Below are 15,577 nucleotides of genomic sequence, written 5' to 3'. Positions count from 1 at the left end.
CCCGGGCGGGCTCAGAACGTCACCATCACTTTCATGGCCTGGCGCCGGTCCGCCGCCAGCGCGAAGGCCTCGTGCGCCTGGCGCGCCGGCACCGCCGCCGTCAGCAGCGGCGCGACGTCCACCAGGCCGCGGCCCAGGTAGTCCACCGCCCAGGCGTATTCATCGACGAAGCGGAAGCTGCCGATGACGTTCAGGCTCTTGACCATGATCTGGTTGAACGGGCACTGCTCGCTGCTGCCCCCCAGCGTGCCGACCGTGACGATGGTGCCGCGCGGCCGCGTGGCGCGGATGCAGTTGGCCAGCCCGGCATAGTTGCCGGAGGCTTCGAAGCACACATCGACCGTGCCCTTGCCCGCCGCCAGTTCGTCCAGCGCGGCCGGCTCGGCGGCGGCGTTGATGGTGCGCGTGGCGCCGACCTTGGCGCAGGTCGCCAGGGTCTGGTCGACGATATCGACCACGATGACCTGGCTGGCGCCGGCCAAGCGCGCCGCCATCAGCACCAGCGCGCCGATCGGCCCGGCGCCCACCACCATCACCGTCTTGCCCAGCAGCGTGCCGGCGCTGCGCACCGCGTGCAGCGCCACTGCCAGCGGCTCGCCGAAGGCGGCCAGCTCGAACGACAGGCTGTCCGGCACCGGCACGCACTGCTTTTCCTGTACCACCACCTGCTCGCGCATCGCGCCCTGCATGTGCGGATAGCGGCTGGCGCTGCCGAAGAAGAACACCGCCTCGCAGTGATTGGAATCGCCCTGGCGGCAATAGCGGCACACGCCGCAGGTGCGCGCCGGGTCCAGCGCCACGCGGTCGCCGGGCTTGACGGCGGTGACCGCCGAACCGACCTCCAGCACCTGGCCCGAGGCCTCGTGGCCCGGCGTCAGCGGTTCGCGGATGATGAAATCGCCGACCCGGCCGTGGCGGTAGTAATGCAGGTCCGAACCGCAGATTCCGACCGCCTTGACGCCGACGCGCACCTGCGTCGGACCCAGCGGTTCGGGCGCCTGCTCGACCAGCCGCAGGTCTTCGGCCCCATGGATTGCGCAATTGAGCATGATGGGTCCGCCTTACTTCAGGGTCTGGGTCATGCGGCGCTCTTCGGCCACCAGTTCCGGATGCATGCGCGCTTCCACCTTGCGCAGCCACTCCAGGTACACCGGCTGGTTCTTGGCCACGCCCATGCCCGCGTCGATCGCGAAGATCTTGCTGTCCTGGCAGTCGTTTTCCTTGGGGAACACGGCCAGGCCCTTGACCTTCTTGCTGATGTTGGGCCACAGCATGCGGTTCAGCGGCGCCACGTCCGAGCGGCCCGCCAGCACTTCCTCGATCGGCGCCACCGAACCCGAGTTGGTCACGCCGCGCAGCTTGGCCTTGGGGAAGTTCTCCAGCACCAGCGGCTCTTCGCCCGCGCCCGAGAAGTAGGCCATGGTGATGCCGGGCTGGTTGAAGTCCTCGACCTTGGTGGCGTTGGTGAACTTGGGGTTGGACGCCAGGCCGAACATGCAGACGCTGGTGTTCGAGAACGTGACGAAGTCGATGATCTTGGCGCGCTCGGCGTTCTGGTTCAGCGGCCCGATCATGATGTCCATCTGGTTGGCGATCAGCGCCGGCACCTTGGTTTCGTGGCTGACCTGCACCGGCACGATCTTCACGTCCAGCAGGCGCGCGAATTCCTTGCCCAGCAGCCACGACGAGCCCATCCAGGGCTCGCCCGAGCCGGTGGTGTTCTGCACCAGCCACGGCGGGTTGTTGACCACGCCCACGCGCAGCACGCCAGCCTTGCGGATGGCGTCGATGCGCGGGCTCTCGCCGGGCGCGGGCGGCGTCTGCGCCTGGGCGGTGGCGGCGCCGGCCAACAGCAGGGCGGCGGCGGCGAAGCGGGTGAGGAAGGACGGTTGCATTGCGGTCTCCTTGGAGGGAAGCCCGGCGGCGAACGCCGGATGCGGACGCGCGTGGCCGCGGGCAGTCGCCCGGGCCGCGCGCCTTGCGCGTGGTCGGTGAATCCAGTGGGGTGGGGAAAAGGCCGGAGCGGCCTACGGGGTCTGTTCGATGATGCGCATTTCGTCGGCGTCCAGGCGCGTCTTCATGCCGGCGGCCACCTGCCGCAGCCAGGCCAGGTATTCGGGTTGGTTCTTGTCGATCGCCAGGCCCACCGGCGAGGCCTTTTCGGTGCTCTGCTGGCAGTTGGCCTCGGCGGGCAGCACGGTCAGGCCGCGCACCTTGCGGCTCAGGCCGACCCAGGGCACGCGATTGATCGGCGCCGCGTCGGCGCGCCTGGCCATGATTTCCTCGATCGGCGCGGTGGCGCCCGAGTTGGCCACGGCGCGCAGCGTGGCGTTGGGAAAGCGCTGCTTGACCCAGGCCTCCTCGGCGCCGCCGGTGAAATAGGCGATGGTGACGCCGGGCCGGTTCAGGTCATCGACCGACTTGGCCGCGGCCATCCTGGGATTGGACGCCAGGCCGAACAGGCAGACGCTGGTGGACGAATACAGCACGAAGTCGACCACTTTCAGGCGCTCCGGCGTTTCGGCCAGCGGGCTGATGGTCATGTCGACCTGATTGGCCGCCAGCACCGGCACCTTGGTCTCGTGCGAGACCTGCACCGGCGTCAGCTTCACGCCCAGCAGGCGGGCGTATTCCTTGGCCAGCAGCCAGGCCGGACCGCTCCAGCCCTCGCCGCCCTTGCCGGACACGTCCTGCAGCAGCCAGGGCGCGTTCTGCAGCACGCCGACGCGCAGCTCGCCCGCCTTGCGGATCGCATCGATGCGCGCGCTCTGGCCCGCCGCGGGCGCTTCCTGCGCCATCGCCGGCGCGGTCAGCGCATAGGCCGCCAGCGCGCACGCCGACAGCATCGCCGCCGCCCTGTGCCAGGCGCGGCTCCCCTTGTTCCTTTGCTGCATCCTGTTGTCTCCTGATGTGTGTCGCCCGGTTCCGGGGCGCGGTATCTTCCGCGCTCTGCCGGGGGCCGCCTGCCGGTACTACGTCAACGCCACCCCTGCGCGAACTCGCCGATCACGCGTTCGAGGTGATTGCGCATCGCCTGCCGCGCGCCATCCGCATCGCGCGCCACCAGCGCGCTGAAGATGCGCTGGTGGTCTTCCTGCGACGCCTGGCGCAATTCCTGCGTATGGAAATGCTGTTCGATCTTTTCCCAGATGGGGCCTTGCGCCTGGTCCCACATCGCCGTCACGGTGCCCAGCAGCACGCTGTTGCCGGTGGACTGCGCGATGTACAGGTGGAAACGGCGGTCGGCCTCCTGGTTTTCTTCCTTGTGCATCATCTGCTCGCGCATGGTGGTCAGCGCCTCGAAGATGCGATCCAGGTCGGCATCGTTGCGGGTGCTGGCCGCCAGCGCGGCGATTTCCGATTCGACCAGGCAGCGCGCGCGCAGCAACTCGAACGGCCCCGCGCCCGGCTCCTGCGCGGTCGGCAGCCGCGCCACGCCCGGACGCGGTTCACAGACATAGATGCCCGAGCCGCCGCGCACTTCCACCACGCCCTGCAGTTCCAGCGCGATGATGGCCTCGCGCAGCGAGGTGCGGCTGACGTCGAAGCGCTCGGCCAGCGCGCGCTCGGCCGGCAGGCGCTTGCCCACCGCGAACTCGCCCTGCGCCACCAGCGCCTGGATCTGCGCGGCCAGCCGCAGGTAGGCGCGGTCGGCCACCGGCTTGCCGGCGGGTTCTTCGGGCTTGGGAATCAGTTGTAGTGTCATGTCGGTTGAAAGTGGTTGGACCAAATATTATGTGGTTTACCAATTTGTCGCATCATGGTTTACCACTATCCATTTGGTAAACCGTCCGAATAAAACAAAGCGCCGCGCCGGACGAGCCGGGGCGGCGCTGGGGTGGCGCTGAAATGCCGGGCGGGCCCGGCGCGGCGGCGCGGGCCGCCTCAGCCCAGGTTCGGCGCCAGGGTGCGCTTGAGGTCCTCGATGCTGCGGCCGCTGCGCGCGGCGTAGTCCTGCAACTGGTCTTCGCCGATGATGCCGACGTTGAAGTACTGCGACTGCGGATGGCTGAAGTAGAAGCCCGACACGCTCGAGGCCGGGAACATGGCGTAGCTGTCGGTCAGCATCATGCCGATGTCGGCGCCGTCCAGCACGCGGAACATGTCGGTCTTGACCACGTGTTCCGGGCAGGCCGGATAGCCGGGCGCCGGGCGGATGCCGACGTACTTCTCGGCGATCATGTCATCGTTGGACAGCGCCTCGTCGGCGGCATAGCCCCACAGGTCCTGGCGCACGCGGGCGTGCAGGCATTCGGCGAAGGCTTCGGCCAGGCGGTCGGCCAGCGACTTCAGCATGATGCTGGAGTAGTCGTCCAGCGCCTTCTCGAACTCGGCTTCCTTCTTCTCGATGCCCAGGCCCGCCGTCACCGCGAACATGCCGATGTAGTCCAGCTTGCCGCTGGACTTCGGCGCGATGAAGTCCGACAGCGACTTGTTGCTGACGCCCTCGCGCTTGGCGCCCTGCTGGCGCAGGTTGCGGTAGGTGAACAGCACCTCGCTGCGGCTCTCGTCCTTGTAGACCTCGATGTCCTCGTCGTTGACGCTGTTGGCCGGGTAGAAGCCGACCACGCCGTTGGCGGTCAGCCAGCGGCCCTCGACGATGCGTTTCATCATGGCCTGGCCGTCGGCGTAGACCTTGCGCGCCTGCTCGCCCACCACCTTGTCGTCCAGGATCGCCGGGAACGGCCCGAACAGGCTCCAGGTCTGGAAGAACGGGCCCCAGTCCACATACTTGGCAATCTCGGCCAGGTCATAGCTCTTGAAGGTGCGGCGGCCGATGAACTTGGGGCGCGGCGGCGTGTAGCTGTCCCAGTCGATCTGCGGACGCGAGGCGCGCGCCTCGGCCAGCGGCAGGATCGGCGTGGCCTTGCGGTTGGCGTGGCGTCGGCGCACGTCCTCGTATTCCTCGGCCAGCTCCGCCAGGTAGGCGTCCGACTGGTCGGACATCAGGCTGGTGGCTACGCCCACCGAACGGCTGGCGTCCGGCACGTAGATCACCGGGCCTTCGTAGTTGGGCGCGATCTTGACGGCGGTGTGCACGCGGCTGGTGGTGGCGCCGCCGATCATCAGCGGCACCTTGCGGCTGCGGAAATACTCGTCGCGCTGCATTTCCGAGGCGACGTAGGCCATCTCTTCCAGGCTGGGCGTGATCAGGCCGGACAGGCCGACGATGTCGGCGTTCTCTTCCTTGGCCTTCTCCAGGATCTGGGCGCAGGGCACCATCACGCCCATGTTCACCACTTCGAAGTTATTGCACTGCAGGACCACCGACACGATGTTCTTGCCGATGTCGTGCACGTCGCCCTTGACCGTGGCGATGACGATCTTGCCCTTGGCGCGCACGTCGCCGCCGGCCGCCGCGATCTGGCGCTTTTCCTCTTCGATGAAGGGGATCAGGTGGGCCACGGCCTGCTTCATCACGCGCGCCGACTTCACCACCTGCGGCAGGAACATCTTGCCCTCGCCGAACAGGTCGCCGACCACGTTCATGCCGTCCATCAGCGGGCCTTCGATCACCTCGATCGGACGGCCGCCGCGCGCGGCGATCTTCTGGCGCACCTCTTCGGTGTCCTCGACGATGAAGGCGGTGATGCCATGCACCAGCGCGTGCGACAGGCGCGCCTCGACTTCGGCATTGCGCCAGGCCAGGTCTTCTTCCTTCTTGGCGCCCGAGCCCTTCACCGTGTCGGCGAACTGCACCAGGCGCTCGGTCGGCGTGCGTTCGTCGGCCGGGTCGGTCTTGCCGACCGGCTCGGCGCGGTCCAGCACCACGTCCTCGACCAGATCGCGCAGCTTGGGATCGAGGTCCGCGTACACGCCCAGCTGGCCGGCGTTGACGATGCCCATCGTCATGCCTTCCTTGACCGCGTAATACAGAAACACCGTGTGGATGGCCTCGCGCATCGGCTCGTTGCCGCGGAACGAGAAGCTCACGTTCGACACGCCGCCCGAAATGCGGGCGTGGGGCAGGTTCTCGCGGATCCAGCGCGTGCCTTCGATGAAGTCGACGGCGTAGTGGTTGTGCTCGTCGATGCCGGTGGCGACCGCGAACACGTTGGGATCGAAAATGATGTCTTCCGGCGGGAAGCCCTCTTCCTCGACCAGGATCTTGTAGGCGCGGCCGCAGATTTCCTTGCGGCGCTCCAGCGTATCGGCCTGGCCCAGTTCGTCGAACGCCATCACCACCACCGCCGCGCCGTAGCGGCGGCACAGGCGGGCGTGGTGGCGGAACGGCTCCAGCCCTTCCTTCATCGAGATCGAGTTGACCACCGGCTTGCCCTGCACGCACTTCAGGCCGGTCTCGATGACGTCCCACTTGGAGCTGTCGATCATCACCGGCACGCGGGCGATGTCGGGCTCGGAGGCGATCAGGTTCAAGAAGCGGTGCATGCACGCCACCGAATCCAGCATGGCCTCGTCCATGTTGATGTCGATGATCTGCGCGCCGTTCTCGACCTGCTGGCGGGCCACGGCCAGCGCCTCGTCGTACTTCTCTTCGCGGATCAGGCGCGCGAACATCTTGCTGCCCGTGACGTTGGTGCGTTCGCCCACGTTCACGTACAGCGTGTCTTCGTCGATATTGAGCGGCTCCAGGCCCGACAGGCGGGTCTTGACCGGGATGTCCGGCACCACCCGCGGCGTCAGCGCCGTGACCTTGTCGGCAATCGCGCGGATATGGTCGGGCGTGGTGCCGCAGCAGCCGCCCGACATGTTCACCAGCCCGGCGCGGGCGAATTCCTCCAGCAGCGCCGAGGTGTCGGCCGGCGTCTCGTCGAAGCCGGTCTCGGCCATCGGGTTGGGCAGGCCGGCGTTGGGGTACACGCAGACGTAGGTGTCGCAGATCTTGGACAGCTCGGCCACGTACGGGCGCATCAGCGCCGCGCCCAGCGCGCAGTTCAGGCCGATGGTGACCGGACGCGCATGGCGCACCGAGTTCCAGAAGGCCTCGACGGTCTGGCCCGACAGGATGCGGCCGGAGGCGTCGGTGACGGTGCCCGAGATCATCACCGGCAGGCGGATGCCGCGCTGCTCGAACACTTCCTCGGTGGCGAAGATCGCCGCCTTGGCGTTGAGCGTGTCGAAGATGGTTTCGATCAGGACGATGTCGATGCCGCCGTCCAGCAGGCCGTTGAGCTGTTCAATGTAGGCGACGCGCAGCTCGTCGAAGGTGACGTTGCGGGCGCCCGGGTCGTTCACGTCGGGCGAGATCGACGCCGTCTTGGGCTGCGGGCCGAGCGCGCCGGCCACGAAGCGCGGCTTGTCCGGCGTGCTGTACTGGTCACAGGCCTCGCGCGCCAGCCGCGCCGACACCAGGTTCAGTTCGTAGGCCAGTTCCGGCAGGTCGTAGTCGCCCTGGGCGATCGAGGTGGCGCCGAAGGTGTTGGTCTCGATGACGTCGGCGCCGGCTTCCAGGTACTGGCGGTGGATCTCCGAGATCACGTCCGGCCGCACCAGCGACAGCAGTTCGTTGTCGCCCTTCAGGTCCTTGCCATGGTCGGCGAAGCGCTCGCCGCGGAAATCGGCCTCGCCCAGCTTGTAGCGCTGGATCATCGTGCCCATCGCCCCGTCCAGGATCAGGATGCGCTGGCCGAGCAAACGGGCGAAATCGCCGCCGCGGGTGAAGCTCTCGGGCGGGTAAGGCAGGCGGGGATACGACACGTTCAGGTCCGAAAGGTGGGGGTTGGGCAACGAAAGCGGCCGGGCAAATGTCGCTAAAAAGCGATAAAGGCCGAAAAATCAACCCCTGATCGTAACAAAACAGGCCCTGCTCCGCCCTCCGGTGATACAGTTTCGGCCCCGAACCGGTGCTTTCGGCGCACTGGGACAGGCAAGAACGCAACACTTGCCGGTCCGCGCGCGAAAGGTAAACGGGAAACAGGAAGACGCCTCTCGCCACCCACAAGGTTGGCGAGCCCCGGTATCCAGCCTGTGCTGCCCCCGCAACGGTCCCCATGCGCGCGATGCGCCCATGGCAGCCCGATACCGGCCTGTTCGATCGCCAGGACGCCCGTCCGGCGCCCGCTCCCCAGGGATTGCGGCGTGGCCCGGGTTTCCTCCCCATCGTGATTGACCTGCGGGGTCGCGGGTCGCATCGAGGTCTTGTAGATGAAATCCCGCTCCATCCGGCGCTATGCCGGCGCCCTGCTCTGCTCCGCCCCGGCCCTGTCCGCCGCCCAGCAAGCCGCCACCCCCGCCCCCGAACTCGACAGCATCACCGTCACCGCCCAGCGCGTGCCGACGGACGGCCGCACCCTGCCCGTGTCGATCTCGGTCATCACCGCCGAAGACATCGCCGCCAGCAGCGCCCGCACCATGCAGGACCTGCTGTCGACGCAGGCCGGCATCCACCTGGTCAATACCAGCAGCTCCAGCGACAACGCAATCGTCGACCTGCGCGGCTTCGGCATCACCGGCGCCAGCAACACGCTGATCATGATCGACGGCGTCAAGCAGAACACCAACGACCTGTCCGCCCCCAACCTGGGCGTGGTGCCGCTGGACCAGGTCGAGCGCGTCGAAATCGTGCGCGGCAGCGGTTCGGTCCAGTACGGCGGCGGCACCACCGGCGGCGTGATCAACATCATCACCCGCAAGGACTTCGCCAAGGAGCCGGTCACGACCCGCGCCACCGCCACCTTCGGCAGCTACGGCCTGCGCCAGTACGACGCCGCGGTGGCCCTTAACAACCAGAAAGTGGGCGTGGACGCCTACATGCAGTCGCTGCACAGCGACGGCTACCGCGAGCACAGCGGCGAGAGCCGCGAGGGCGGCGGCGGCGGCATCACCTTCCGCCACGACAACGGCTCGATCCGCCTGTATGGCAACACCACCACGCAGAAGCTGGACCTGCCGGGCCCGCGCCTGATCAACCCGACCACGGGCGAGAACCAGTTCGAAAGCGACCCGCGCGGCGCCAAGAACAAGATCGACAACGTCAAGACCACCAGCACCACCTTCGGCCTGCAGGTCGAGCAGCAGTTGGGCGTCGGCACGCTGTACGCCGACGCGTCGACCCGCGAGAAGAAGCTCAACGGCCTGTCGTACGACGGTTTCGGCGACACGCTGCGCGACCAGAAGCTGGAAGAAAACCTGGCCAGCCTGCGCTACCGCCTGCCGATCAACGGCGGCCACAGCATCGTGTTCGGCGCCGACGCGCAGGAAGCCAAGACCACCTCCAACCAGAACGCCTACTACGACTTCACGCCGTCCAAGTGGCAGTCGCGCCAGCACCAGTACGGCCTGTTCGCCGATGGCCAGATCCGCGCCACCGACAGCACCTACGTCACCCTGGGCGTGCGCCGCCAGTACGCCTCCGACAAGCTGGAAGTCATTTCCGGCTCGGGCGAGGAATCGGACAAGGGCCACCACCTGACCGCCTGGCAGCTGGGCGTGCGCCAGGACCTGGCCGCCGGCTTCGGCCTGTACGGCAAGGTCGGCCGCAGCTTCCGCCTGCCCAACGCCGACGAAGCGCTGTCGGTGCAATCGCCGCTGGCGCCGCAGACGTCCACCGACAAGGAACTGGGCGTGACCTGGGCCTCGGACAGCAGCAGCGCCCGCCTGTCGTGGTTCCGCTATGACCTGACCAACGAGATCCAGTACAACCCGCTGGCCGACGGCATGTGGGGCCCGGGCACCGGCGCCAACACCAACCTGGATCCGACCCGTCGCCAGGGCATCGAACTGGAAGGCCATCACAAGCTGACCAGCAGCCTGACGCTGGACGCCAACCTGACCTGGATGGAAGCGCAGTTCCGCTCCGGCACCTACGCCGGCGTCGACCTGTCGGGCAAGACCGTGCCGCTGGCGCCCAAGTGGCTGGCCAACGCCGGCGTGACCTGGCGCCCCACCGACGCGTTCCTGTGGAACGTGTCGGCGCAGTACGTGGGCAAATCGCGCATGGACAACGACCAGGCCAACCAGTTCGACACGCAGCTGGACGCCTACGTGCTCTTCAATACCAAGGTGGCCTACAAGTTCACCCGCAACATCGAAGGCGCGTTCGGCATCAACAACCTGCTGGACCGCAAGTACGCCACCTACGGCATCCGTGGCGGCGATGCCTCGTTCCAGATGCTGGGTCCGGTTGCCAACTACAACCTGTACCCCGCGCCCGGCCGCAACTTCTACGCCTCCCTCACGGTGCGCTACTAAGCGGCGATCCGATATAGTCGGCGTTCCTCCACGCCGACCGTATCGAGCCACCGCATGACCTTCGTCCGCGCCCTTCCGTTCGCCGTCCTGGGGCTGTTGTGCGCCCCGGGGCCGGCGGCGGCCTACACCTCGGCCAAGACGCCAGCCGCGACCTCGGTCGAAACCCCGGCGGCGATCCACGCGCGCGACGACCGCGGCCGCGACGTCACCCTGGCCGCCCCGGCGCGGCGCGCGGTGACCCTCGCGCCGCACGCCACCGAGCTGGTCTACGCGGCCGGCGCCGGCGCCTACCTGGTCGCCACCATCCGCGGCAGCGACTACCCGCCCGCCGCCCGCGCCCTGCCGGTCATCGGCGACGGCACCCAGCCCGACCCCGAACGCGTGGCCGCCACCCGGCCCGACCTGATCATCGCCTGGCAACCGTCCGCCGCCGCGCCGCTGGCGCGCGTGATGGACAAGCTGGGCGTGGCGGTCTACTACAGCGACCCGCAGACGCTCGCGGCCATTCCCGACGCGGTCGAACGCCTGGGCGTGCTGTTCGGCACCGAGGCGCAGGCCGGCCCCGCCGCCCAGGCCCTGCGCGCGCGCCTCGATGCGCTGGCCGCGCGCTACGCCGGCCGCGCGCCGGTGCGGGTCTTCGTGCAGGCGGGCCTGGACCCCATCTACACCCTGAACCACGCCAGCATCGTCAGCGACGCGCTGCGCCTGTGCGGCGGCGTCAACGTGTTCGGCGACGCGCCCGTGGTGGCGCCGCAGGTCGGCCTGGAAAGCGTGCTGGCGGCGCGTCCCGACGCGGTGCTGGCCGGCGTCTCCGCGCCCGCCGACACCGCCCGCAACCTGGCCGCCTGGCGCGCCATGGGCCTGCCGGCCGCGCAGGCCGGCCACGTCTACGGCATCGACGCCGACGCGCTCTACCGCCCCGGCCCGCGCCTGGTCGACGCGGCCGAGCAGCTGTGCGCGGACCTGGACCGGCTGCGCCAGCCCTAGGCATCCCGACACGCGCGGCCGCCCCCGCGCCGCCGGGGCCGTCCGGGATACCCCTGTCCGCGACCCGGTCATTCGCGCGCCGCATGGCTGCGCGGCAAGCGCGATTTCTGGAACGCCGCGGCCCCGCCACGGGGACTGACACGCCGCCCCGTGCTTTATGATTCGGCTAACCGTGATCAACCCGTTGATCCGCCCGATGATCAGCCAGCCCCCGCGGGTTCCGCAGCGCGCGCCCGCCCTTTGACACACCGCCATGACCACTCAAGACACTCTCACCATCGCCGGCCGCGCCTACTCGTCGCGCCTGCTCGTCGGCACCGGCAAGTACAAGGATTTCGAACAGACCCGCGCCGCGCTGGACGCCAGCGGCACGGAGATCGTCACGGTCGCCATCCGCCGCACCAACATCGGCCAGAACCCGGGCGAGCCCAACCTGCTCGACTACGTGCCGATGTCCAAGTTCACGCTGCTGCCCAACACCGCCGGCTGCTACTCGGCCGACGACGCCGTGCGCACGCTGCGCCTGGCGCGCGAGCTGCTGGACGGCCACGCCCTGGTCAAGCTGGAAGTGCTGGGCGATCCGCACACGCTGTTCCCCAACATGCCCGAAACCCTCAAGGCCACCAAGACGCTGGTGGATGAGGGCTTCCAGGTCATGGTCTATTGCACCGACGATCCCATCCAGTGCCGCATGCTCGAAGACATGGGCGCCGTGGCCGTGATGCCGCTGGCCTCGCTGATCGGCTCCGGCATGGGCATCCTGAACCCCTGGAATCTGCGCCTGATCATCGACCAGGCGCGCGTGCCGGTGGTGGTGGACGCCGGCGTGGGCACCGCCTCGGACGCCGCCATCGCCATGGAACTGGGCTGCGACGCCGTGCTGATGAACACCGCCATCGCCGCCGCGCGCGACCCGGTGCTGATGGCCAGCGCCATGAAAAAGGGCGTCGAGTCCGGCCGCGAGGCCTTCCTGGCCGGCCGCATGCCGAAAAAGCTCTACAGCGGCGCGCCCAGCTCGCCCACCGAAGGCCTGATCACCGCCGCCCCCGGCGCCGCCAAATGAGCCGCCGCCAGCCGGCCGCCAACGGCCGCCAGATCCCCAACGCGCTGACCATCGCCGGCGTCGACCCGTCCGGCGGCGCCGGCATCCTGGCCGACGTCAAGGCCATGAGCGCCCTGGGCGCCTATGGCTGCGCCGTGATCGCCGCGCTCACCGCCCAGAACACCCAGGGCGTCACCGGCATCTCGCCGGTGCCGCCGGCCTTCGTCGGCCAGCAGATCGACACCCTGTTCGCCGACGTGCGCATCGACGCGGTCAAGATCGGCATGCTGGGCCAGCAGCCGGTGATCCAGGTGGTGGCCGAGAAGCTGGCCAAGTGGACCCCGGCCCACGTCGTGCTGGACCCGGTCATGGTGGCCAAGAGCGGCGACCTGCTGCTGGAACGCGACGCCGTCGGCGCCATGCGCGAGGCCCTGCTGCCGCAGGCCACGCTGCTGACCCCGAACCTGCCCGAGGCCGGCGTGCTGCTGGAAGAGCGCCCGGTGGAGACGGTCAAGGAAATGCGGCGCGTGGCCGAGCGCCTGCGCAACAAGCTGGCGCATTCGGGCCAGCGCTGGGTCATGGTCAAGGGCGGCCACCTGCCCGGCAACGACACCATCGACCTGCTGCACGACGGCGACCGCATGATCGAGCTGCCCGGCCACCGCATCGAGACCGCCAACACCCACGGCACCGGCTGCACCCTGTCGGCCGCCCTGGCCGCCCTGCTGCCGCAGGTCGAGGACGTGCCCGAGGCGGCGCGCCGCGCCAAGGCCTACCTGACCGAGGCCATCCGCCACGCCGAGCGCCTGTCGGTCGGCTCCGGCCACGGCCCGGTGCACCACTTCCACGCCTGGTGGTGAGCCCGGCGGGCGGGTCCGATTTCCCCTCTGTAACCAGTCGGTCCGCCCCGCCGCGTCACAGGACGCTACGAATCGGTACAATGGTCAGCTGATTCCTCCGCTTTTTTCCTGACCGTCATGAACGCTTCGACCCTGCCCGACGTAGAACAAGCCCGCTTCAACATGGTGGAACAGCAGATCCGCCCGTGGGACGTCCTGGACGCCAACGTGCTGCAAGCGCTGTTCGATGTGCGCCGCGAACAGTTCGTTCCGCCGGCGCTGCGCGCCCTGGCGTTTTCCGACCTGGAACTGCCGCTGGAAATCAACGCGGTCAACACCCGCCAGACCATGCTCGCCCCCAAGGTCGAAGCCCGCCTGGCCCAGGAACTGCAACTGAGCAAGTCCGACTGTGTGCTGGAAATCGGCACCGGCTCCGGCTACCAGGCCGCGCTGCTGGGCTACCTGGCGCAACAGGTCACCTCGGTCGAGATCGACAGCCGCCTGGTCACGTTCGCGCAGCAGAACCTGCAGATGAACAACGTCACCAACGTCAAGGTCGAGACCGGCGACGGCCGCAACGGCTGGGGCTCCACCGAATACGACGCGATCCTGGTGACCGGCTCGGTGCCGGTCGTGCCGGACGCGCTCAAGTACCAACTGCGCGTCGGCGGCCGCCTGGTCGTCGTCGTCGGCCAGGCCCCCGTCATGACGGCCTGTCGCATCACCCGCACCACCGCCGCCAGCTTCGAGACCGTCAATCTGTTCGAAACGGTCATCAAGCCCCTGCGCGGCGCCACGGTGTCGCAGTTCAAGTTCTGAGTCCCGACGGCGGCGCCCCACGGCCCCGCCCTTCCGGCCCGCGTCCGTGGGCCGGATACCGGACCCCAGACCCCGACTCCCTGGAGCAGCACCCCACCTCCTGACAGATCATGCGCGTCCGACTGCTTACGGCTTTACTGGTTTTTACCTCCGCCGCAAGTGTCGGCCCGTCTGTCGCGTGCGCGCAGAACCTGTTGCAGGTGTGGCAATCCGCCCTCGGCAACGATCCCATCTACGCCGCGGCCCGCGCCAACTATCGCGCCGGCCTCGAAAAAGAGCCGCAGGCGCGCGCCCTGCTGCTGCCCGAAGTCTCGGCCGGCGTCGGCGGCGCCTACCAGGAAACCCGCAGCACCCGCGGCCTGAACATGGCCTACAGCGGCGGCCGCGGCGTCTGGGACCTGGCGCTGACGCAGCCGCTGTTCGACTGGGGCCGCTGGCAGAACTACGAACAGTCCAAGCTGATCGTCGCCGATGTCGAAGTGCAGCTGCAGCAGGCCTACCAGGACTTGCTGCTGCGCGTGGCCGACGCCTATTTCAACGTGCTGTACGCCCAGGACACCCTGACCGCGACCGAGGCCGAGAAGGCCGCCGTGGCCGGCCAGCTGGAGTCCGCCAAGCGCAATTTCGAGCTCGGCAACGCCACCATCACCGACACCTACGAGGCCCAGGCCCGCTACGACCTGGTGGTGGCGCAGGAACTGCGCCTGCAGAACGACCTGGATGTGCGCCGCGACGAGCTGGCCAAGATCATCGGCGGCCCGCCCGGCGCGCTGGCCGAGCTGCCGCAGGGCGTGCAACTGCCGGCGCCGCAGCCGGCCCGCGTGGCCGACTGGAGCAACCAGGCCGAATCCTCCAGCCTGGACGTGCTGCGCGCCCAGCTGCTGACCCGCATCGCCGGCCGCCAGATCCAGATCGCCAAGAGCGGTCACTACCCCACCCTGAACCTGCGCGCCACCAGCGGCAGCGCCAGCGACGCGGTGATGCGCAACGCCACGCCGGGCAAGCCGATCGACAGCACCATCGGCGTGGTGCTGTCGATTCCGTTGTATTCGGGCGGCGGGGTGTCCTCGCAGGTCACCGAGAAGGTGCAGCTCGAACAGAAGGCCCGCTACGATTTCGAGGCGGCGCGGCGCCAGGCGGTGCAGGCCGCGCGCCAGTACTACACCGGCGTCACCAGCGGGCTGGCGCGCATCCAGGCGCTCGAAGCCGGCGAGAAATCCAGCCGCGCCGCGGTCGAGGCCAACCGCACCGGCTATGAAGTGGGCGTGCGCATCAACCTGGACGTGCTCAACGCCCAGCAACAGCTCTACGCCACCCAGCGCGACCTGGCGCTGGCGCGCTACAGCACGTTGCTGTCGGGACTGCGCCTGAAGGCCACCAGCGGCATCCTGGTCGAGTCCGACCTGGACGCCATCAACCGGCTGCTGCGCGAGCCGCGCTGAGCGCGGCGCCGCCTCAGGCGCCCTGGATCTTCTTGACCAGCGCCGTGGTGGAACGCTCGAACTCGAACGGAATCGCCACCGCGCGGCCGCCCCAGGACTTGACCAGGGCGGTTTCGGGCAGTTTTTCCATGTCGTAGTCGCCGCCCTTGACGATCAGGTCCGGCTTGAGCTGGCCGATCAGGGCCTCGGGCGTGTCCTCGTGGAACGAGGTGACCACCGTGACGAAGCCCAGCGCCGCCAGCAGCGCGGCGCGGTCTTCCATGCGGTTCAGGGGACGCTCGTCGCCCTTCAGCGGG

At 68.7% G+C, this 15,577-nt stretch carries 11 protein-coding genes, 1 pseudogene and 1 riboswitch; of the genes and pseudogenes, 6 read left to right on the top strand and 6 right to left on the bottom strand.

Features of this window, described 5'->3' with window-relative positions; genetic code table 11:
• Nucleotides 1-11: 11 nt before the first annotated feature.
• The 5 genes from AOZ49_RS22225 to metH form a co-directional block, all read right to left on the bottom strand.
• Nucleotides 12-1,049 carry an L-idonate 5-dehydrogenase gene (locus AOZ49_RS22225; RefSeq protein ID WP_054433164.1) on the bottom strand — a complete coding sequence of 346 codons (1,038 nt, stop codon included), beginning with the start codon at nt 1,047-1,049 and terminating at the stop codon, nt 12-14.
• A 12-nt stretch (nt 1,050-1,061) separates the two neighbouring features.
• The gene (locus AOZ49_RS22220; RefSeq protein ID WP_054433163.1) at nt 1,062-1,895 is read right to left on the bottom strand and encodes a substrate-binding periplasmic protein; all 834 of its coding nucleotides are present in this window, start codon (nt 1,893-1,895) and stop codon (nt 1,062-1,064) included.
• Nucleotides 1,896-2,027: 132 nt separating this feature from the next.
• A complete protein-coding gene (locus AOZ49_RS22215) occupies nt 2,028-2,894 on the bottom strand; it encodes a substrate-binding periplasmic protein (RefSeq protein ID WP_054477806.1) in 867 nt (288 codons plus the stop codon).
• A gap of 83 nt (nt 2,895-2,977) precedes the next feature.
• Nucleotides 2,978-3,706 (bottom strand): FadR/GntR family transcriptional regulator, encoded by a 729-nt coding sequence (locus tag AOZ49_RS22210; RefSeq protein ID WP_054433161.1) that lies wholly within the window; start codon nt 3,704-3,706, stop codon nt 2,978-2,980.
• 179 nt (nt 3,707-3,885) lie between these two features.
• On the bottom strand, nt 3,886-7,659 hold the full coding sequence (gene metH / locus AOZ49_RS22205; protein WP_054433254.1) for a methionine synthase: 3,774 nt from the start codon (nt 7,657-7,659) through the stop codon (nt 3,886-3,888).
• A gap of 171 nt (nt 7,660-7,830) precedes the next feature.
• Nucleotides 7,831-8,007: riboswitch (cobalamin riboswitch) on the top strand.
• A gap of 99 nt (nt 8,008-8,106) precedes the next feature.
• On the opposite strand from metH, the gene AOZ49_RS22200 reads away from it, so the two are divergent.
• From AOZ49_RS22200 to AOZ49_RS22175, 6 genes are all read left to right on the top strand, one after another.
• Complete coding sequence (locus tag AOZ49_RS22200; protein WP_054477804.1) at nt 8,107-10,152, top strand: TonB-dependent receptor; 2,046 nt, start codon at nt 8,107-8,109, stop codon at nt 10,150-10,152.
• 54 nt (nt 10,153-10,206) lie between these two features.
• Complete coding sequence (locus AOZ49_RS22195) at nt 10,207-11,139, top strand: cobalamin-binding protein (protein ID WP_054477802.1); 933 nt, start codon at nt 10,207-10,209, stop codon at nt 11,137-11,139.
• 253 nt (nt 11,140-11,392) lie between these two features.
• The gene (locus tag AOZ49_RS22190) at nt 11,393-12,202 is read left to right on the top strand and encodes a thiazole synthase (protein ID WP_006386872.1); all 810 of its coding nucleotides are present in this window, start codon (nt 11,393-11,395) and stop codon (nt 12,200-12,202) included.
• Nucleotides 12,199-13,041, top strand: coding sequence for a bifunctional hydroxymethylpyrimidine kinase/phosphomethylpyrimidine kinase (gene thiD / locus AOZ49_RS22185; protein ID WP_054477800.1), 843 nt, complete (start codon nt 12,199-12,201; stop codon nt 13,039-13,041). Before AOZ49_RS22190 ends, thiD begins: the two co-directional genes overlap by 4 nt.
• Before the next feature lie 117 nt (nt 13,042-13,158).
• The gene (locus tag AOZ49_RS22180) at nt 13,159-13,839 is read left to right on the top strand and encodes a protein-L-isoaspartate O-methyltransferase family protein (protein WP_006386870.1); all 681 of its coding nucleotides are present in this window, start codon (nt 13,159-13,161) and stop codon (nt 13,837-13,839) included.
• Between the two features lie 110 nt (nt 13,840-13,949).
• Entirely contained in the window at nt 13,950-15,281 is a 1,332-nt protein-coding gene (locus AOZ49_RS22175) for a TolC family outer membrane protein (RefSeq protein WP_054477798.1), read from the top strand.
• Between the two features lie 13 nt (nt 15,282-15,294).
• Here the strand turns inward: AOZ49_RS22175 and AOZ49_RS22170 are convergent.
• Nucleotides 15,295-15,577: pseudogene (locus AOZ49_RS22170) on the bottom strand (D-glycero-beta-D-manno-heptose 1-phosphate adenylyltransferase); the annotation flags it as partial.

This window comes from Achromobacter sp. 2789STDY5608615 (assembly GCF_001298995.1).
Taxonomy (GTDB): domain Bacteria; phylum Pseudomonadota; class Gammaproteobacteria; order Burkholderiales; family Burkholderiaceae_B; genus Achromobacter; species Achromobacter insuavis.
Note: the sequence above shows the minus strand (reverse complement) of the source record. Positions and strands in the feature narration are given on the sequence as shown.